The sequence below is a fragment of the Enterobacter sp. 940_PEND genome, assembly GCF_001059415.1.
Lineage (GTDB): Bacteria > Pseudomonadota > Gammaproteobacteria > Enterobacterales > Enterobacteriaceae > Enterobacter > Enterobacter cloacae_M.
The window spans coordinates 1-18,982 of record NZ_JUMS01000119.1; the positions used below are offsets into that span (position 1 = coordinate 1).

Sequence of the window (18,982 nt, forward strand, 5' to 3'; positions counted from 1 at the left end):
TGCCTGTCACGCAGGGGGTCGCGGGTTCGAGTCCCGTCCGTTCCGCCACTATTCAGAAGGCCTGAATCAGAAATGATTCAGGCCTTCGTCGTTTCAGCCTTCTGTAATCTCATCCTCTCACTTATTGTTAACATAAAGTTAATATTCATGGTGCAATTTATTAACAATTGCACAGGTGTAGTGCATTATTTGCACTATTGTTGTGCATTTCTCCATCGAACCTCTCCTCGCACCTCGTTCAGAATGTTTCTTTCTGTAAAAATAATTCACGCAGAATCATTTGGTTAACTCCTGCTTTCCAAAAATATGCCGAACCAATTACGTATTGGTTTGGTTATTGCTTAATCATTAGCACGATAAGCTTCATTCCATATCAATAACTTATCGTTAATAAAAATAAAGCAATGATGAAAGCGAGCGAACCAATATGGAAAAACCGTCACGGTTTCTGGCAAATTCCAGCACCGCGCTTGAGCAGCTGCGCGGGCTTATCAACCAGCATGAGTCAACACCAGGCATACCGCTGCCCACGGAACGTGAGCTGTCGGACACTCTCGGCGTAGGACGACGTGAAGTGCGTCGTGCGCTGGACGTGCTGGAAGAAGAGGGGCGCATCTGGCGTAAGCAGGGCAAAGGGACCTTTATTGGCCCGGCGGCACCTGTTGAACCGCTGGCCCTTCAGGGATTGGTTCAGCAGACCAACCTTCTGGAAGTGATGGAAGCTCGTCTACAGCTCGAACCCGGCTTAGCCCGGCTTGCGGCACTGCGTGCCACCAGGGAAAACCTCGCGCTCATGCAGCGCATGCTGGAACGCATCGACAAGGTCAGCCCGGATGACCGCGATCTCAACGAACTCTGGGACAGCGCCTTTCACCGGGCAATTGCCGAGGCGGCCGGCAACCGTCTGATGCTCGGCCTGTTTGATGCCATTGATGCCGTTCGGCGTGAACCGGGCTGGCAGCATCTGCGCGAATTAGCCCGCACGCCCGAACGTGTCGACAGCTATAACGACCACCACCATAAGATCATGTCTGCGATTATCCATCGCCAGCCTAATGAAGCCGCGGCCGCCATGCGCGAACACCTGCTCAGCCTGCAAACCGCCCTGATTCTGGCGATCCACCTTGAGGACGACTTCACGCCATGACGACAATACCCTTTAAGGACGCCACGCCCGTATTGCGGGTGCAAAACCTCAACGTTACGTTTGCTGGCTCGCCGGCTAGCGTGCTTGATGGTATCTCGCTGACCGTCAGGGCGGGCGAAACGCTGGCGCTGGTGGGAGAGTCCGGCTGCGGGAAAAGTATCACCTCACTGGCGCTGATGGGGTTACTGCCCGCCAGCGCGCAGATTGTCAGCGGCGAGATGCAGTTTCGCCGCCACGATCTGCGAAAGCTCTCGCCGCGGGAATATGCCGACCTGCGCGGCAGCGAGTTGGCGATGATTTTCCAGGAGCCGATGACCTCGCTCAATCCGGCGTTTACGCTGGGGGATCAGCTTAGCGAAGCGGTTATGCGGCACCAGAACGTCTCGCGCGCAGAGGCGATGAAGGTCGCGCTGCAGATCCTCGAGAAGGTACAGATCCCGGCGGCAGAGATGCGCCTGAAAGCATATCCCCACCAGCTTTCCGGCGGCATGCGCCAGCGGGTGATGATTGCGATGGCGCTGATTAACCATCCCAAACTGCTGATTGCCGACGAGCCCACCACTGCGCTCGACGTCACCATCCAGGCGCAAATCCTCGCCTTGCTCAACGCCTTAAAAGAGGAAACCGGCACGGCGGTGCTGATGATAACCCACGATTTAGGCGTCGTAGCAGAAGTCGCCCAGCAGGTAGCGGTGATGTATGCCGGACAGGTGGTGGAGCAGGGGAGCGTGGAGGCCATCTTTGCCGACCCGCAGCATCCGTACACCATCGGCCTGATGGGCTCGATTCCTTCACTTGGCGCACGCAAGGGCCAGCTCTCCACCATTCCCGGATCGGTCCCGCTCCCGGAATCCATGCCGAAAGGCTGCCGTTTTGCCACCCGCTGTCCGTTTGCGCAGTCGCGCTGCCATGCTGAAAAACCGCAGCTCACCGCGCTCGGCGCGGGCCATCAGGTCGCCTGCTTCCGCGTGCCGCTCGAACAGCACATTGCCCTGGGAGAAATCGCATGACCATGCCCATTCTTGAAGCCCGTGACCTCAGCAAGATTTTCCCCGGCCCCAAAAAACTCTTTACCCCGGCACGGTTTGTCACCGCGGTCGATCGCGTTTCGCTTGCCGTGATGCCGGGCGAAACGCTGGCGATCGTCGGCGAGTCCGGCTCCGGGAAATCTACCCTCGGTCGTCTGCTGTTGCGCCTGCTGGCCGCCAGCGAAGGGCGCGTGTTTTACCAGGGGGAAGAGATCACCGACGCCTCCGGTGCCCGCCTGAACCAGCTCCGGCGCGAGCTGCAGATTATCTTCCAGGATCCCTTCGCCTCGCTCAACCCGCGCATGACGGTGGAGCAGATCGTCGGGGAGCCGCTGTGGCTGCATCAGAACATGAAAAAAGCGGATCGCCAGTACCGCGTTGCCGAGCTGCTCAAAACCGTTGGCCTGCCTGCCGCCTGGGCCGGGCGCTATCCGCACGAGTTTTCCGGCGGGCAGCGCCAGCGTATCGGCATTGCGCGCGCGCTGGCCTCGGGACCGAAGCTGCTGCTGGGCGATGAGCCGGTGTCCGCGCTGGACGTCTCCGTTCAGGCGCAGGTGGTCAACCTGCTGGAAAGCCTGAAGCACCAGCTGGGGCTGACGATGGTGATTGTCGCCCACGGCCTGGCGGTGATCCGCCATATGAGCGACCGCGTGGCGGTCATGTATCTCGGGCAAATCGTCGAGCTTGCCACCGTCGACGAGATTTTTGACGCGCCGCTGCACCCCTATACGCAGGCATTGATCGCCTCGGCACCGCAGATGCAGCCGGGCGTTGAACGCGACGCGCCGCTGCTGCAGGGGGATCTGCCCAACCCGGCCAGCCCGCCGTCCGGCTGCCGTTTCCACACCCGCTGCCCGTACGTTACCGATGAATGCCGCCAGGTTGAGCCGATCAATCAGGTGCTCGACGGTGGACGTCAGGTTGCCTGTCATCGCTGGCAGGAGATCAACCGCGATCGCAGCATTATTCAGATCGCACCGCCATCCGCCGCCTTTCTGCGCCGCCGCGCGCTGTTTGAACACGCGGCCACCCACTCGTCCCTTCCTTCAAGGAACTCATGATAATGACAATGCGTAATTCTCTTTTGACCGTACTGGGAAGTGTTATGTTGCTTGGCGCGGCGCTGCCCGCCCATTCTGAAAGCGTGCTGCGGATCGGCCTGGGCGCTGACCCGGACATGCTCGACCCGCATCTGGCGCGCACCTACTATGGCCGCTTCGTCTTTGCCTCCCTGTGCGACAGGCTGGTGGACGTGGATGAAAATCTGAAGGTCGTCCCCGGCCTGGCTAAAGACTGGGCGTGGAGTGACGACGGTAAAACCCTGACGCTCAATCTGCGCGAAGGCGTCACCTACCACGACGGTGAGAAATTCGATGCCGCCGCCGCAAAATACAACCTCGACCGCGCCCTGACCTTAAAAGGCTCTCTGCGTAAAAGCGAGATCTCTTCCGTTGAATCGGTCGAGGTCACCGGCCCGATGCAGATTGCGCTGCACCTGAAGACCCCCGATGCCGCTCTGCTGATGCAGCTCACCGACCGCGCGGGCGCGATGATGGCCCCCGAGGCGGCCAAAAAGCCTGACTTTGCCGCCCACCCGGTCTGCTCCGGCCCGTATAAATTCGACAGCCGCGTGTCCCAGGACCGCATCGTGCTGACCCGCTTCGACAACTACTGGAACAAAGGCGCCTACCACTTCGACAAAATCATCTATCTGCCGATCCCGGATGCCTCCGTGCGCCTCGCGAACCTGCGCGCGGGCGATCTTGACCTGACCGAAGGCATCGCCGCAAGCGACGTTAAAACCGTCGAAGCCGACAGCAAGCTGGCGCTGGCGAAGGTGACGGGCCTGGGCTATCAGGGCATCACCTTCAACATCAACAACGGCAAGGTGCCGGCCAACGATCCGTTCAAGGACGCCCGCGTGCGCGAGGCGTTTTCACAGGCCATCGACCGCGATGCGTTGAACCAGGTGGTCTTCGAAGGGCTTTACACCCCGGCAAACCAGGCGTTTTCCCCGGTCAGCCCGTATCACGTCAACCTGCCAGTCCCGCCGCGTGACGTCGACAAGGCTAAAGCGCTGCTGAAAGCGGCAGGCGTCACCGCGCCGCTCACCGTCAACCTGCTGGTGCCGAACAACCCAACCTCACAGCAGGTGGGCCAGGTGCTGCAGGCGATGGTCGCCGAGGCCGGATTTAACCTGAACCTGCAGATGACTGAATTCGCCACGCTGCTGGATCGACAGCAGAGCGGCGACTATCAGCTGAGCTTCTCCGGCTGGTCGGGTCGTCCGGATCCGGACGGCAGCATCTACGGCTTTATCCACAGCAAAGGCACGCTGAACGACGGCCGCTACAGCAACGCGCAGGTCGATGAGTGGCTGACCCAGGCGCGCCAGAGCACCGATCAGGCCGCACGCCAGCCGCTGTACGACAAGGTGGTGAAGCAGCTGCAAACCGACATGCCGATTGCCTACCTCTACTTCGAGCCGCGCATTTTCGGTCTGAACAAAAGCGTGCAGGGCTTTAAGCCGTACCCGGACGGCATCGTGCGTCTGGCGGGTTTGACGCTGGCGAAATAAAGGTCCTGAGGAGAACCCATGCTGGAACTGATTTGCAAACGTCTGCTGCTGGCTATACCAACCCTGCTGCTGGTGAGCATGATGGTGTTCGGACTGCAAAAGCTGCTGCCCGGCGACCCGCTGATCGCCATGGCCGGGGAGGAGCGCGACCCGGCGGTCATCGCCCAGTTGCGTGCGGAGCTGAACCTCGATGCGCCGATCCCCGTGCAGTATTTCCACTGGCTGACGCGGGCGCTGCAGGGCGATCTGGGCGTCTCCTTACGCACGCACGAACCGGTGACGCAGCTGATCGCCAGCAAGCTGCCGGTCACGCTGGAGTTGTCCCTGCTGGCGATGATTATCGCGCTGGTGTTTGGCATCAGCATGGGGATCCTCGCGGCGGTGAACAAAAACAGCTGGGTCGATCACGGGGCGAACTTCGTGGCGATCTCGGGGATCTCGATCCCGCACTTCTGGCTGGGGATCCTGCTGATACTGGTCTTTTCGGTGAACCTGCAGTGGCTGCCCGCATCCGGCTACGTGCCGTTCAGTGAAGATCCGCTTCAGAACCTGCGCACGCTGCTGTTGCCCGCGTCCGTGCTCGGAACCGGCCTCGCGGCGACGCTGATGCGCCACACCCGCGCCTCGATGATTGCCGTGCTGAAAGCGGATTACATCCGTACCGCGCGGGCGAAAGGGCTGCTGCCGAAGGCGGTGATCCTAAAGCACGCGTTTCGCAACGCGCTGGTGCCGGTCATCACCCTCACTACGCTGCTGTTCGGCGAGCTGCTGGGCGGCGCGGTGCTGACCGAGCAGGTCTTCACCATTCCGGGCTTCGGCAAGATGATCGTCGACTCGGTATTTAACCGTGACTACGCGGTGGTACAGGGCGTGGTGCTGATCGTGGCGATCGGCTTCCTGATGCTGAACCTGCTGGCCGACGTGCTTTACGTCCTTATCAACCCGAAAATGCGAGGTTAACCATGGCGGAACTGACGACGCAAACCGTTACGCCCGCGCTGCCGCGCGCGCAAAACCGGGTGCTGAAGAAATTCCTCGCCAACAAAAGCGCGGTGATTGGCGCGGTGGTGGTGGGCTTCTTTGTGCTGGTGGCGCTGCTGGCGCCGTGGATCGCCCCGTTCGACCCGGTCAAAGCTAACTTCCTGGCGGTGCGCAAAGCGCCGTCGGCGATGTACTGGTTCGGCACCGACGAGCTGGGGCGCGACATTTTATCCCGCATAATCTGGGGAGCTCGCACCTCGCTGATGGCGGGCTGTATGTCGGTCGTTATCGCGGTGGTCATCGGCGTGCCGCTGGGGCTGGTGGCGGGTTACTTCCAGAAGATGTGGGACGGGGTGATCTCGCGGTTTATCGAGGCGCTGCTGGCCTGTCCGTTCCTGATCATGGCGATCGCGCTGGGGGCATTTTTGGGCCCGAGCCTGACCAACGCGATGATCGCCATCGGTCTTTCGGCGATGCCGATCTTCGCCCGCCTGACGCGCGGTCAGGTGATCGCTATTCGCAACGAAGAGTATATCGACGGCGCGCGGGCGATTGGTCTGCCGGATCGCTGGATTATCGTCAAATACGTCCTGCCGAACGTGATGTCGCCGATCCTGGTGCAGGCCACGCTGGCGATTGCCTCAGCGATTATCGCCGAAGCCAGCCTGTCGTTTTTAGGGCTGGGGCAGCAGCCGCCCAATCCGTCATGGGGCTCCATGCTCAACACCGCGAAAGGGTTTCTGGAGCAGGCGCCGTGGATGTCCGTTTTCCCCGGCGTGGCGATTTTCCTCGCCGTGCAGGGCTTTAATTTACTCGGCGACGGGCTGCGCGATGCGCTCGATCCGCGCCACGACTAAGGAGTCATGATGACCAAAGCGCTTGATTTTACGTCCGGTTACGCTTCACGCCGCCCGCCAATGCTGGGCCGTAACGCCGTCGCCACGTCGCAGCCGCTGGCGGCACAGGCGGGAATGAAAATGCTGCAGCTGGGCGGCAACGCCGTTGATGCGGCCATTGCCGCCGCGATGGCGCTGACGGTGGTTGAGCCGACCGGCAACGGGATCGGCAGCGACGCCTTTGCCATCGTCTGGGACGGTGAAAAGCTGCACGGCCTGAACGCGTCCGGTCGTTCGCCTGCGAGCTGGCATGCGGATCTGTTTGCCGGAAAAACCGCGGTGCCGGAAATTGGCTGGGACGCGGTGACCGTGCCGGGCGCGGTATCCGGCTGGGTGGCGCTGGCGGAACGCTTCGGCACGCTGCCGCTGACCACGCTGGCGCAGCCTGCCATTGACTACGCGCGCAACGGTTTCCCTGTCTCCCCGCTGATTGGCCATCTCTGGCAGCGCGGCTATAGCAAGCTGAAAGATCAGCCGGGTTTTAGCGCCTGTTTCGCGCCGGAAGGCCGCGCCCCGCGCGTGGGGGAAATCTTCCGTAACCCGGCGCAGGCGAACTCGCTGGAACTGATTGCCCGCACCAACGGTGAAGCCTTTTACCGCGGCGAGCTGGCGCAGAAAATTGCCGCTTTCGCCAAAGAACACGGCGCACACCTGACGGCTGAAGATCTGGCAAACCATCGCGTGGACTGGGTAGAGCTGCTGTCGCGCGACTTCGCGGGCGGTTCGGTGCAGGAATTGCCGCCAAATGGCCAGGGGATCGCCACGCTGATTGCGCTCGGCATTCTGGAGCAGTGCGGCATTGAGAAGCATCATCCGGATTCCGTGCAGTCCCTGCACCTGTCCATTGAGGCGATGAAGCTGGCGCTGGCGGATCTCGACCGCTACGTGGCGGATGAAGACCATATGGCGTTCGCGGCGAAAGAGCTGCTGAGCGACCATTATCTGAAGTCGCGCGCGGCGCTTATCAATCACGAGCACGCCTCTGATTTTGTCTACGGTTCCCCGACCCAGAGCGGCACGGTCTACATCAGCACCGCCGACGCCAGCGGGATGATGGTGTCGTTTATTCAGTCCAACTACATGGGCTTCGGTTCAGGCATTGTGGTGCCGGATACCGGGATCAGCCTGCAAAACCGGGGATGCGGGTTTGTGCTGGATCCCAATCACCCGAACGCGCTGGCGGGCAGCAAGCGACCGTTCCACACCATCATTCCGGGCTTTGCGATGGACGGCAACGGCCAGCCGCTGATGTCCTTCGGCGTGATGGGCGGCCCGATGCAGGCGCAGGGGCACATGCAGATGGCGCTGCGCATTATGCTGCACGGGCAAAACCCACAGGCGGCAATTGATGCCCCGCGCTGGCGCGTAGTGCAGGGCAGGGAGGTGATCGTTGAATCGACCTTCGATCGCAATACTATCGCCGCGCTGCGCGAGCGGGGGCATCAGATCGTGGTGGAAGATCCGCTTCAGGATTACAACTTCGGCGGTGCGCAGGTGATTTACCGCCTGCCGGAAGGCCACTACGTGGCCGCGACGGAAAGCCGCAAAGACGGGCAGGCGCTGGTGAGTTAATGATTTATCCTTCCTCTCCCAAAGGGGCTGAAGGGTCCCCACAAAATAATGCCTGCACGGACGCCCCCCTCTCCCTTGAGGGAGAGGGGCGGGGTGAGGGGAACATTTCACCCAATGCTAAACGGATCCGCATCCTGCCAGGCCGGAAACTTCTCGCGATACTCCTGCAGCGCCGTCAACGACAGCTCCGCATCAATGCGCGTCGCCTGATGCGGCTCGGCGGTGGCAATGATCTCGCCCTGCGGATTCACTACCCGGCTGTCGCCGCGGTAGTGATGCCCGTTGCCGTCGGTTCCCACGCGGTTACAGCCCACCACGTACGCCTGGTTCTCAATCGCGCGCGCCACCAGCAGTGACTGCCAGTGCAGGGAGCGCGGTGCAGGCCAGTTGGCAACATACAGCGCCAGGTCGTAATCGTTGCGGTTGCGCGACCACACCGGGAAGCGCAGGTCGTAGCAAACCAGCGGCAAAATACGCCAGCCGCGCCACTCGAACACCACGCGCTCGTGACCCGCTTCATAGTGATGATGCTCATCCGCCATGCGGAACAGGTGGCGTTTATCGTAAAAATGCACTTTCCCTTCCGGCTCCACCAGCAGGAAGCGGTTCACCGGCCCGCGATCCGTTTGCAGGGCGGCGCTCCCGGCGATCAGCGCGTTGGTCTGCTGCGCTTTGGCGTGCATCCAGGCGACCACCTCATCCTGCGGCATTGACTGCTGTGCCGCTTCCATGGCGAAGCCGGTCGTGAACATCTCCGGCAGGACAATCACATCACGCCCGGTAATGTCTTCCAGTTGACGATCGAAGTGGCGCAGGTTGGCGGGGCCATCCATCCACACTAAAGGTTGCTGCAAAATCGAAATCTTCAAACCAGGCACGATACAGACTCCTCAAAAGACCGCTTTTTGACACTGTAGCACGTCATTACGAGAAAATGTGGCAATAAAAAACCCCGCGCGGGGCGGGGTTTGTATAAGCGAAACGCGTTACGCCGCTTCAGGCTTGCGGTGCTTCTCCGGCAGCTTTACCGGCTGCGTCGCCAGCTCGTCCGGTTCGAAATCATCCACGTTAATGCTGCGCAGACGGCTCTCTTCGGCTTTCACCAGCAGAGCGGCTTCATCTTTATTGATAATGCCGCCGGCCAGCGCCTGTTTTGCCAGTTCGTCCAGACGGGTAAACGGCAGGTTTTTGCCCAGCTGTTTACAGATTTTCTGGTGAATCGGATCGGCAGCCATCACGTCCAGCAGCGCCTCTTCCAGCAGACCCACCGGGTTATGCGGCGTCGGCGTCAGATACTGACCACGACCGATACGGGAGCGGGTTGCGCTCGGTACCTGCAGGATCTTCGCCACCTTGTGGTCCAGCTTGTCGGACGGCGCCAGATGGTGACGACCGGTCGGGAAGATCACCGCGCGCAGAGCGCCCGCCACGAAGCGGTTCGGGAAGTTCGCCAGCAGGTCGTCAATCGCCTGTTCAGCCTGATACATCGCATCCTGAACGCCCCAGTGTACCAGCGGCAGATCCGCTTCCTGACGGCCTTCATCGTCGTAACGCTTCAGGACCGCAGAGGCCAGGAAGATCTGGCTCAGCACATCCCCCAGACGGGCAGAGATACGCTCGCGACGCTTCAGGCTACCGCCCAGCACCGCCATGGAGACGTCAGACAGCAGAGCCAGGTTGGCGCTAAGACGGTTCAGATGCTGGTAGTAACGTTTGGTCGCATCGCCGGTCGGCGTCGCGCTGGTAAGACCGCGCGTCAGGCCCAGCCAGAAGCTGCGCACCTTGTTGCTGCCCACGTGACCGATATGTTTGAAGAGCAGCTTATCGAAGGCATCCACGTCGTTGTTCTGCGCGGCAGCCATCTCTTCCAGCACGTACGGATGGCAGCGGATTGCGCCCTGACCGAAGATCATCATGCTGCGGGTCAGGATGTTTGCCCCTTCCACGGTGATGGCAATCGGTGCGCCCTGATAGCCGCGCGCCAGGAAGTTGCCTTCGCCGAGCATAATGCCTTTACCGCCCGCGATATCCATCGCGTCAATGATCGACTGCTGCGCGCGGTGGGTACAGTGATACTTCACAATCGCGGACAGCACGGCCGGTTTTTCGCCCAGCATAATACCGTAGGTAATCAGAGAAGCCGCGGCATCCATCACGTAGGCGTTGCCCGCGATACGCGCCAGCGGCTCTTCGATACCTTCCATCTTGCCGATGGAGATTTTGAACTGACGGCGGATATGAGCGTAAGCGCCAATCCCCATCGCGACCGACTTCAGACCGCCGGTTGAGTTCGACGGCAGGGTAATGCCGCGGCCCACGGACAGACATTCCACCAGCATACGCCAGCCCTGACCGGCCATTTTCGGACCGCCGATGATGTAGTCAATCGGCACAAAGATGTCCTGACCGCGGGTCGGACCGTTCTGGAACGGCACGTTCAGCGGGAAGTGACGACGACCAATTTCAACGCCTGGGGTAGAGGTTGGGATCAGCGCGCAGGTAATGCCCAGATCTTCTTCACCGCCCAGCAGTTTTTCCGGGTCAGAGAGCTTAAAGGCCAGACCCAGCACGGTGGCGATTGGCGCCAGGGTGATATAACGCTTGTTCCAGGTCAGGCGCATGCCCAGCACCTGCTCGCCCTGCCACTCGCCCATGCAGACCACGCCGGTGTCCGGGATCGCGCCTGCATCGGAGCCCGCTTCCGGGCTGGTCAGCGCGAAGCATGGGATTTCCTGACCGCGTGCCAGACGCGGCAGGTAGTGATCTTTCTGCTCTTCGGTACCGTAATGCTGCAGCAGTTCGCCCGGGCCTAAGGAGTTAGGCACGCCAACGGTAATCGCCAGGATCCCGGAGACGCCTGCCAGCTTTTGCAGGACGCGAGCCTGAGCGTAAGCGGAGAATTCCAGACCGCCGTACTCTTTCTTGATGATCATCGCGAAGAAGCGATGTTCTTTCAGATACGCCCACAGCTCTGGCGGCAGATCGGCCATTTCATGAGTGATGGCAAAGTCGTTGGCCATACGGCACGCTTCTTCCACCGGGCCGTCAATAAAGGCCTGTTCTTCAGCGGTCAGGCGCGGCTGCGGATAGTTATGCAGCTTTTTCCAGTCCGGGTTGCCCTGGAACAGATCGCCTTCCCACCAGGTGGTGCCCGCATCAATCGCTTCTTTCTCGGTACGCGACATGGGCGGCATCACTTTGCGGAAGCCTTTGAACACCGGCGCAGAGATCATTGATTTACGCATCGGGGCCAGGTTAAACGGCAGAAGAATGATGGCAAGAGGGACTAAAAGCCAGATATTCCAGAGGCCTGCGGCGCCAAGCGCAGCGGTCCAGGCCAGAAGAATCAGGCTGCTCAGGAATAAACTCACGCGGTGATAGAACAACACACCGAGCAGAACAACGGTTGCGAGAATGCTCAAAATCATCATAAAGAAAAGCTCCCTTGCTTGTAGGAGGTCTGACCACTTGTGATGATATGGTTGTAGTTGATGTTATTTCCTTTAGCAATGTGTTTACAAAATAATTACAACTTGGTTCACATTGTTCGCGTTTTAGCCGGCACAAAAAATCAAAACGCCGGACGTTTCGCATGGCTTTAGCTTCTCGCTTTTCCCGCTATCCGGTACACTCCACTGTGTTATTTCATCAATACTGAAGGATTATCCTCATGTACCAGGATCTTATTCGTAACGAACTGAACGAAGCGGCGGAAACGCTGGCGAACTTTCTGAAAGATGATGCCAATATTCACGCTATTCAGCGCGCAGCGGTCCTGCTTGCCGACAGCTTCAAAGCCGGTGGCAAAGTGCTCTCCTGCGGTAACGGCGGTTCCCACTGTGACGCTATGCACTTCGCAGAAGAGCTGACCGGACGCTATCGCGAAAACCGTCCGGGCTACCCGGCGATTGCGATTTCCGACGTGAGCCACATCTCCTGCGTAGGCAACGACTTCGGTTACGACCACATCTTCTCCCGCTATGTTGAAGCGGTAGGCCGTGAAGGCGACGTGCTGCTGGGGATCTCTACTTCTGGCAACTCCGGCAACGTGATCAAAGCGATCGCCGCCGCGCGTGAAAAAGGGATGAAGGTCATCACCCTGACCGGTAAAGATGGCGGTAAGATGGACGGTACGGCGGATGTCGAAATTCGCGTTCCGCACTTCGGTTATGCTGACCGCATTCAGGAAATTCACATCAAAGTGATCCACATCCTGATCCAGCTGATCGAAAAAGAGATGGTTAAGTAAGAAGGCTATTTTATTTGCCATTTTGAATCCGGGCAGTGCTCGAAATCCTCACGTACTACGTGTACGCTCCGGTTTCTGCGCGCTGTCCGAATCCAAACTGGCTGCAACAATTACGCCTTCCCGCGTTAAGGCGTTTTGTGGAGGTGCTGTATGTGCGAACTGCTCGGGATGAGCGCCAATGTGCCAACCGATATCTGCTTTAGTTTCACCGGGCTGGTTCAGCGCGGTGGAGGAACCGGGCCGCATAAAGACGGCTGGGGCATCACCTTCTACGAAGGCAAAGGGTGTCGCACGTTCAAAGATCCACAGCCCAGCTTTAACTCACCGATTGCCAAACTGGTGCAGGACTACCCGATCAAGTCCCGCTCGGTAATCGCCCACATCCGTCAGGCTAACCGTGGCGAAGTAGCGCTGGAAAATACCCATCCGTTTACCCGCGAGCTGTGGGGCCGAAACTGGACCTACGCGCACAACGGGCAGCTCACGGGCTATAAGTCGCTGGAGACGGGCAATTTCCGCCCGGTCGGCGAAACGGACAGCGAAAAAGCCTTCTGCTGGCTGCTGCACAAGCTGACGGAGCGCTATCCCCGCACGCCCGGCAACATGACTGCCGTATTCAAATACATCGCGACGCTGGCGTCTGAACTGCGTGAAAAAGGCGTGTTCAACATGCTGCTCTCTGACGGCCGCTATGTGATGGCGTTCTGCTCGACGAATCTGTTCTGGATCACCCGCCGTTTGGCGTGGCGACGCTGCTGGATCAGGATGTGGAGATAGACTTTCAGAAGGAGACCACACCGAACGATGTGGTCACTGTTATTGCAACGCAGCCGCTGACGGGCAACGAAACCTGGCAAAAGATTATGCCAGGCGAGTGGGTGCTATTTTGTCTCGGGGACCGTGTAATTTGACGCCAGCTGTGGATGGACGACTTCGTGGCTCAGCGGTTTGCTGACCACGTAACGGCCATCTACGATAGAGACCACCGGTGGCTTGTGGGTCTGCTCAAAGTAGTCGTAACCCGGCTTCAGCTGTTTCCAGAAATCCGCGTAGTATGAGTACTTGTGACGCGCCATGTTGGCGTCCGTCATGCGGAACGGATAGATGCTGACCTGTACGTTAGGCTGCCCAAAGACCAGCGCGCCCGTCACGAACTGGAAAATCTCATCAATGCCGGAGTCGGTCATCGCATAACAGCCGATAGACACGCAGGCACCGTGGATCATCAGATATTTACCTTCATAACCGTGTGCACGGTCATAGGCATTCGGGAAGCCGATGTTAATGGCTTTATAGAAGCGGCTGTCAGGCTTGAGCTGGCTGCGCTGAACGTTGTAGAACCCTTCCGGACTTTTGAAATCGCCCTGACGCTGTTTTGGCCCCAGTCCGCCGGAGTAGTTACAAATTTTGTAACTATCAAGCAGCTGATATGTCTCGCCCATTTTGACAAACAGATCGAGAGTGCGCTCTTCCTTGAAGATCTGAATATAAACCGGCGATCCCATTAACTGCTGTTTATATTCCTTGCTGACCGGCGTCGTTGAGCTATTACTGCTGAGCAGTCCGGCAAACGACATGCACGGCATCAGAAGCATCGCAATGAACAATGCGATTTTACGCATACTACTAGTTCCTTGATAAAACCATGACCAACTTGCCAGGACGGCAAAAGAGACCCGAAATCAGATTATTCTGTTAGGAGCGCTCACATTAGCACCGCTATAGATTTTCGCAAGAGCCGGGCGGTGAGTTTACAAATTAGTTTTACTTTATAAACCATCAAAATTGCGATGGCTCCAGGAACTTTGCGCATTAGCTCGCAATTTGGCGCGCGCGACGGCGGATTCCCTGCCCGCGGGAAGGGGAAAATGTTACACTTTGCGCCCACTGGATTGTTGTTCATGGAAACCTGCTAACCACATGTTTAAAATTAAAAAAGGACTTGATCTGCCGATTGCAGGCGTGCCAGCGCAGCACGTTTCGACAGGCGCAAGTGTCCGTCATGTCGCCATTTTGGGCGAAGACTACCTGGGTATGCGTCCTTCAATGCTGGTACAGGAGGGCGAGCGCGTTATCAAAGGACAGACGCTCTTTGAGGACAAAAAAAATCCCGGCGTGATGTTCACAGCCCCCGCGAGCGGCACCGTTGTGGCCATCAACCGTGGCGAGCGGCGCGTTCTGCAGTCGGTGGTTATCCGCATTGAGGGCGATGAAAAGCGTGAATTTGCCCATTACGACGCCGCAGAGCTCGCGTCGCTGAACCGTGACGCCGTTCAGAATCAGCTCCTGGCGTCCGGTTTATGGACCGCGCTTCGTACGCGCCCCTTCAGCAAATCCCCTGTTCCGGGCACGGAACCGGCCGCGATTTTCGTCACGGCCATCGACACCAACCCGCTCAGCGTGGACCCGGAACCGGTTATCCTGGCGCAGCGAAAAGCTTTTGATGCAGGACTCACAATTCTAACCCGCCTCACGCCCGGAAAAGTGCACGTTTGTCAGGCCGGCGGCGGCAAGCTTGGCGGCCATCCGCTGGGGCAGGTCACGTTTAATGAATTTTCTGGCCCGCATCCGGCGGGGCTGGCCGGGACGCACATCCATTTCCTTGAGCCAGTCAGCCTGACGAAACAGGTCTGGCACCTTAATTATCAGGACGTCATCGCCATCGGTAAGCTCTTTACTACGGGGGAACTCTGCGCTGAACGGATAATCGCCATCGGCGGACCGCAGGCTGCAAACCCGCGCCTGGTGAAAACGCTGCTGGGCGCTGACATCAACGAACTGCTGGTGGGGGAAACGAAAGAGGGCGAAAACCGCCTGATTTCCGGCTCGGTCCTCAGCGGACGCCATGCTGCCAATGCGCACGCGTACCTGGGACGTTTCCATTTGCAGGTCAGCATTGTGCAGGAAGGGCGGGAGAAAGAGCTGTTTGGCTGGGTTCTGCCAGGCGCAGAAAAATACTCCGTCACCCGAACCACGCTGGGCCACTTCCTGCGTAATAAGCTGTTTAACTTCTCAACCAGCACGCACGGTGGCGAGCGCGCCATGGTCCCGATTGGCAACTACGAGCGCGTCATGCCGCTGGATATTCTTCCCACCGTGCTGCTGCGCGATCTTCTGGCCGGCGATACCGACGGCGCGCAGGCGCTGGGCTGTCTGGAGCTTGACGAAGAAGATCTGGCGCTCTGTACCTATGTCTGTCCGGGCAAATACGAATATGGACCGGTATTGCGCGAGGTGTTAACCCGCATTGAGCAGGAAGGATAACCGATGGGCTTAAAACACCTCTTTGAAAAAATTGAGCCGCACTTTACCGAAGGGAAGCTCAAAAAGTACTACCCGTTATATGAAGCAACGACGACCATTTTCTACACGCCGGGCCTGGTGACGAAGGGGGCGGCGCACGTTCGCGACGCCATCGACCTTAAGCGGATGATGATTCTGGTGTGGTTTGCCGTCTTCCCGGCGATGTTCTGGGGCATGTATAACGTCGGCCTGCAGACCATTCCGGCGCTGCACCACATGTACGATGCACAGCAGCTGGCGCAGGTGATCCAGTCCGACTGGCACTACCGTCTGGCCCAGTCGTTAGGGGTGATCTTTGCGCCAGACGCGGGCTGGATCAGCATGATGACGCTGGGCGCGGTGTTCTTCCTGCCGATTTACATCACGGTATTCGTCGTGGGCGGCTTTTGGGAAGTGCTGTTTGCCATTATCCGTAAACATGAGATCAATGAAGGCTTCTTCGTTACCTCTATCCTGTTTGCCCTGATTGTTCCCCCAACGCTACCGCTCTGGCAGGCGGCGCTTGGCATCAGCTTCGGCGTGGTGATAGCCAAAGAGATCTTCGGCGGCACCGGGCGGAACTTCCTCAACCCGGCGCTGGCGGGACGCGCGTTTCTGTTCTTTGCTTATCCGGCGCAAATCTCGGGCGACCTCGTGTGGACGGCGGCAGACGGTTTTTCCGGCGCGACGCCGCTTTCACAGTGGGCGGCACACGGCGGCGAAATGCTGGTTAACAACGCAACGGGTCAGCCAGTCACCTGGTTTGATGCCTTTATTGGCAATATTCCGGGCTCTATCGGAGAAGTCTCTACGCTAATGATTTTGCTTGGCGGCGCGATCATTCTTTTTGGTCGCGTGGCCTCCTGGCGGATCGTTGCGGGCGTGATGATCGGCATGGTGCTGACTGCCACCCTGTTCAACGTAATCGGCTCGACTACCAATCCGATGTTCTCCATGCCGTGGTACTGGCATCTGGTGCTGGGTGGCTTCGCGTTCGGCATGATGTTCATGGCGACGGACCCCGTCTCTGCCTCGTTTACTGACAAAGGTAAATGGAGCTATGGCGTGCTCATTGGCGCGATGTGCGTCCTGATCCGCGTGGTTAACCCGGCGTACCCGGAAGGGATGATGCTGGCCATTCTGTTTGCCAACCTGTTTGCGCCGCTCTTCGATTACCTGGTGGTGCGGGCCAACATTAAGCGGAGGAAGGCGCGTGGCTGAGGTTAAAAATAACGACAGCATCAGCAAAACGCTGCTGGTGGTGCTGGTGCTCTGTCTGGTCTGTTCTATTGTCGTGGCCGGTTCCGCCGTGGGGTTAAAACCCCTGCAGCAGGAGCAACGTGCGCTGGATAAACAGCGCAACATTCTGGCCGTCGCCGGACTGATGCAGGAAGGAATGAGCGCAGATGACGTTTCGGCCGTCTTTGCTGAACGTATTTCGGCGCGTCTGGTGGATTTAAAAACGGGTGAACTGCTGGATAAAGACCCGGCAAAATTCAACCAGGCGCTGGCGCTTAAAGATCCGCAGATGAGCCTGACGCTGGAGGCATCGCAAGATCCCGCCGGGATTAAGCGTCGCAGCAACCTGGCCGAAATCTATCTGGTTCGCGACCCCCAAAAACGTATTCAGGAAGTGGTACTGCCTATTTACGGTAACGGTCTGTGGTCAATGATGTACGCGTTTGTGGCCCTTGATACCGATGGGCGCACCGTAAAAGGCATTACGTATTACGACCAGGGCGAAACGCCGGGGCTGGGTGGCGAAGTTGAGAACCCTAACTGGCGGGCACAGTTTGTCGGCAAGAAAGTGCTCGACGATAACGGTCTGCCTGCGCTGAAGGTGATGAAAGGGGCGGCACGTCCCGGTGACGACTACGCCGTTGACGGGCTTTCCGGCGCAACGCTCACATCAAAAGGCGTGCAGCACAGTTTTGATTTCTGGATGGGCGAGCTGGGCTTTGGTCCTTTCCTGAAAAACGTACGTGAAGGAGCGCTGAACAATGGCTGATACCGGTGAACTGAAAGAAGTTAAAAAGGTGCTCATTGGCCCACTGCTCGCCAATAACCCGATCACGCTCCAGGTGCTGGGCGTCTGTTCCGCTCTGGCGGTAACGACCAAGCTGGAAACGGCGGTGGTAATGACGCTGGCGGTCACACTGGTCACGGCATTCTCCAGCATGTTTATCTCGATGATCCGCCACCACATTCCCAACAGCGTGAGGATCATCGTACAGATGGCGATCATCGCCTCGCTGGTGATCGTGGTCGATCAGCTGCTGCGCGCCTTCGCCTATGAAACCTCAAAGCAGCTCTCGGTGTTTGTCGGGCTGATCATCACCAACTGTATCGTCATGGGGCGTGCGGAAGCCTACGCCATGAAAATGCCGCCGCTGGCGAGCTTTATGGACGGCATCGGCAACGGCCTTGGCTACGGCGTGATCCTCCTGACCGTTGGGTTCCTGCGCGAGCTGATTGGCAGCGGCAAGCTGTTTGGCATCACGGTGCTGGACACGGTGCAAAACGGTGGATGGTATCTGCCAAACGGCCTGTTCCTGCTGGCTCCCAGCGCATTTTTCATTATCGGTTTGTTGATCTGGCTGATTCGTACGTTGAAACCAGAACAGCAGGAAAAGGAGTAACCGACGATGGCTCATTACCTGAGTTTGTTTGTGCGGGCGGTGTTTGTTGAAAACATGGCGCTCGCGTTTTTCCTCGGCATGTGTACGTTCCTTGCAGTTTCCAAAAAAGTGTCGACGGCATTTGGTCTCGGTATCGCGGTCACCGTGGTGCTCGGCTTATCTGTACCGATCAACAATCTGGTGTACAACTTTGTGCTGCGGGACGGCGCGCTGGTGGAAGGAGTTGATCTCAGCTTCCTGAACTTCATCACCTTTATCGGAGTGATCGCGGCGCTGGTGCAAATCCTCGAGATGATCCTCGATAAGTATTTCCCGTCGCTCTACAACGCGCTGGGGATCTTCCTGCCGCTGATCGCGGTGAACTGCGCCATCTTTGGCGGCGTCTCGTTTATGGTGCAGCGTGATTACAACTTCAGCGAATCCGTAGTGTACGGTTTTGGTTCCGGCATCGGCTGGATGCTGGCGATTGTCACCATGGCGGGGATCCGCGAGAAAATGAAGTATGCCAACGTGCCTGCGGGTCTGCGTGGCTTGGGGATCACCTTTATCACCACCGGGCTGATGGCGCTGGGCTTTATGTCCTTCTCCGGTGTGCAGCTATAAGGGCAAA

At 58.6% G+C, this 18,982-nt stretch carries 16 protein-coding genes and 1 pseudogene; 14 read left to right on the forward strand and 3 right to left on the reverse strand.

Annotated features, from left to right (window positions below; genetic code table 11):
- Positions 1-427: 427 nt before the first annotated feature.
- The 7 genes from ADJ24_RS16820 to ADJ24_RS16850 are packed head-to-tail and all read left to right on the forward strand — an operon-like array spanning position 428 to position 8,202.
- Positions 428-1,147, forward strand: a complete 720-nt coding sequence (locus ADJ24_RS16820) for a FadR/GntR family transcriptional regulator (RefSeq protein ID WP_023310487.1) — start codon at positions 428-430, stop codon at positions 1,145-1,147.
- On the forward strand, positions 1,144-2,157 hold the full coding sequence (locus ADJ24_RS16825) for an ABC transporter ATP-binding protein (RefSeq protein WP_023310488.1): 1,014 nt from the start codon (positions 1,144-1,146) through the stop codon (positions 2,155-2,157). The genes ADJ24_RS16820 and ADJ24_RS16825 overlap by 4 nt, the downstream gene beginning before the upstream one ends.
- Positions 2,154-3,236, forward strand: a complete 1,083-nt coding sequence (locus tag ADJ24_RS16830) for an ABC transporter ATP-binding protein (protein WP_023310489.1) — start codon at positions 2,154-2,156, stop codon at positions 3,234-3,236. The genes ADJ24_RS16825 and ADJ24_RS16830 overlap by 4 nt, the downstream gene beginning before the upstream one ends.
- 2 nt (positions 3,237-3,238) lie before the next feature.
- The gene (locus ADJ24_RS16835; protein ID WP_023310490.1) at positions 3,239-4,753 is read left to right on the forward strand and encodes an ABC transporter substrate-binding protein; all 1,515 of its coding nucleotides are present in this window, start codon (positions 3,239-3,241) and stop codon (positions 4,751-4,753) included.
- An 18-nt stretch (positions 4,754-4,771) separates the two neighbouring features.
- Entirely contained in the window at positions 4,772-5,713 is a 942-nt protein-coding gene (locus tag ADJ24_RS16840) for an ABC transporter permease (RefSeq protein WP_023310491.1), read from the forward strand.
- Between the two features lie 2 nt (positions 5,714-5,715).
- Positions 5,716-6,591, forward strand: a complete 876-nt coding sequence (locus ADJ24_RS16845) for an ABC transporter permease (protein ID WP_023310492.1) — start codon at positions 5,716-5,718, stop codon at positions 6,589-6,591.
- A 9-nt stretch (positions 6,592-6,600) separates the two neighbouring features.
- Positions 6,601-8,202 carry a gamma-glutamyltransferase family protein gene (locus ADJ24_RS16850; RefSeq protein WP_023310493.1) on the forward strand — a complete coding sequence of 534 codons (1,602 nt, stop codon included), beginning with the start codon at positions 6,601-6,603 and terminating at the stop codon, positions 8,200-8,202.
- A 107-nt stretch (positions 8,203-8,309) separates the two neighbouring features.
- On the opposite strand, the gene ADJ24_RS16855 is transcribed toward ADJ24_RS16850, so the two are convergent.
- Positions 8,310-9,080 carry an amidohydrolase gene (locus ADJ24_RS16855; protein WP_023310494.1) on the reverse strand — a complete coding sequence of 257 codons (771 nt, stop codon included), beginning with the start codon at positions 9,078-9,080 and terminating at the stop codon, positions 8,310-8,312.
- A gap of 108 nt (positions 9,081-9,188) precedes the next feature.
- Positions 9,189-11,633: an acyl-CoA dehydrogenase FadE gene (fadE, locus tag ADJ24_RS16860; RefSeq protein ID WP_023310495.1), complete on the reverse strand. Its 2,445-nt coding sequence runs from the start codon at positions 11,631-11,633 to the stop codon at positions 9,189-9,191.
- Positions 11,634-11,872: 239 nt separating this feature from the next.
- Between fadE and lpcA the strand changes: the two genes are divergently transcribed.
- Both lpcA and ADJ24_RS16870 read left to right on the forward strand, forming a co-directional pair.
- Positions 11,873-12,451 carry a D-sedoheptulose 7-phosphate isomerase gene (gene lpcA / locus ADJ24_RS16865; protein ID WP_010427884.1) on the forward strand — a complete coding sequence of 193 codons (579 nt, stop codon included), beginning with the start codon at positions 11,873-11,875 and terminating at the stop codon, positions 12,449-12,451.
- A gap of 150 nt (positions 12,452-12,601) precedes the next feature.
- Positions 12,602-13,362: pseudogene (locus ADJ24_RS16870) on the forward strand (class II glutamine amidotransferase).
- Here the strand turns inward: ADJ24_RS16870 and dpaA are convergent.
- Entirely contained in the window at positions 13,333-14,073 is a 741-nt protein-coding gene (gene dpaA, locus ADJ24_RS16875) for a peptidoglycan meso-diaminopimelic acid protein amidase (RefSeq protein WP_023310497.1), read from the reverse strand. The pseudogene ADJ24_RS16870 and the gene dpaA sit on opposite strands and share 30 nt — an antisense overlap.
- 298 nt (positions 14,074-14,371) lie before the next feature.
- Here dpaA and ADJ24_RS16880 point away from each other — a divergent pair, with 298 nt between their 5' ends.
- From ADJ24_RS16880 to nqrE, 5 genes are read left to right on the forward strand one after another with little or no spacing between them, the layout of a single operon-like run.
- Entirely contained in the window at positions 14,372-15,715 is a 1,344-nt protein-coding gene (locus ADJ24_RS16880) for a Na(+)-translocating NADH-quinone reductase subunit A (RefSeq protein WP_023310498.1), read from the forward strand.
- Positions 15,716-15,718: 3 nt separating this feature from the next.
- Positions 15,719-16,954 carry an NADH:ubiquinone reductase (Na(+)-transporting) subunit B gene (locus tag ADJ24_RS16885; RefSeq protein WP_023310499.1) on the forward strand — a complete coding sequence of 412 codons (1,236 nt, stop codon included), beginning with the start codon at positions 15,719-15,721 and terminating at the stop codon, positions 16,952-16,954.
- Positions 16,947-17,741: a Na(+)-translocating NADH-quinone reductase subunit C gene (locus ADJ24_RS16890; protein ID WP_023310500.1), complete on the forward strand. Its 795-nt coding sequence runs from the start codon at positions 16,947-16,949 to the stop codon at positions 17,739-17,741. The genes ADJ24_RS16885 and ADJ24_RS16890 overlap by 8 nt, the downstream gene beginning before the upstream one ends.
- Complete coding sequence (locus ADJ24_RS16895; protein ID WP_014882676.1) at positions 17,734-18,372, forward strand: NADH:ubiquinone reductase (Na(+)-transporting) subunit D; 639 nt, start codon at positions 17,734-17,736, stop codon at positions 18,370-18,372. The genes ADJ24_RS16890 and ADJ24_RS16895 overlap by 8 nt, the downstream gene beginning before the upstream one ends.
- Before the next feature lie 6 nt (positions 18,373-18,378).
- Positions 18,379-18,975, forward strand: coding sequence for an NADH:ubiquinone reductase (Na(+)-transporting) subunit E (nqrE, locus tag ADJ24_RS16900; RefSeq protein WP_008500255.1), 597 nt, complete (start codon positions 18,379-18,381; stop codon positions 18,973-18,975).
- Positions 18,976-18,982 lie beyond the last annotated feature (7 nt).

Excerpts from the sequence above, each read along its gene's own strand:
- ADJ24_RS16845 (WP_023310492.1), top strand. The coding sequence starts at position 5,716 with ATGGCGGAACTGACGACGCAAACCGTTACGCCCGCGCTGCCGCGCGCG.
- ADJ24_RS16830 (WP_023310489.1), top strand. The coding sequence starts at position 2,154 with ATGACCATGCCCATTCTTGAAGCCCGTGACCTCAGCAAGATTTTCCCC.
- lpcA (WP_010427884.1), top strand. The coding sequence starts at position 11,873 with ATGTACCAGGATCTTATTCGTAACGAACTGAACGAAGCGGCGGAAACG.
- dpaA (WP_023310497.1), bottom strand. The coding sequence starts at position 14,073 with ATGCGTAAAATCGCATTGTTCATTGCGATGCTTCTGATGCCGTGCATG.
- ADJ24_RS16835 (WP_023310490.1), top strand. The coding sequence starts at position 3,239 with ATGACAATGCGTAATTCTCTTTTGACCGTACTGGGAAGTGTTATGTTG.
- ADJ24_RS16820 (WP_023310487.1), top strand. The coding sequence starts at position 428 with ATGGAAAAACCGTCACGGTTTCTGGCAAATTCCAGCACCGCGCTTGAG.
- ADJ24_RS16825 (WP_023310488.1), top strand. The coding sequence starts at position 1,144 with ATGACGACAATACCCTTTAAGGACGCCACGCCCGTATTGCGGGTGCAA.
- fadE (WP_023310495.1), bottom strand. The coding sequence starts at position 11,633 with ATGATGATTTTGAGCATTCTCGCAACCGTTGTTCTGCTCGGTGTGTTG.
- ADJ24_RS16840 (WP_023310491.1), top strand. The coding sequence starts at position 4,772 with ATGCTGGAACTGATTTGCAAACGTCTGCTGCTGGCTATACCAACCCTG.
- ADJ24_RS16850 (WP_023310493.1), top strand. The coding sequence starts at position 6,601 with ATGACCAAAGCGCTTGATTTTACGTCCGGTTACGCTTCACGCCGCCCG.
- ADJ24_RS16895 (WP_014882676.1), top strand. The coding sequence starts at position 17,734 with ATGGCTGATACCGGTGAACTGAAAGAAGTTAAAAAGGTGCTCATTGGC.
- ADJ24_RS16885 (WP_023310499.1), top strand. The coding sequence starts at position 15,719 with ATGGGCTTAAAACACCTCTTTGAAAAAATTGAGCCGCACTTTACCGAA.
- ADJ24_RS16880 (WP_023310498.1), top strand. The coding sequence starts at position 14,372 with ATGTTTAAAATTAAAAAAGGACTTGATCTGCCGATTGCAGGCGTGCCA.
- nqrE (WP_008500255.1), top strand. The coding sequence starts at position 18,379 with ATGGCTCATTACCTGAGTTTGTTTGTGCGGGCGGTGTTTGTTGAAAAC.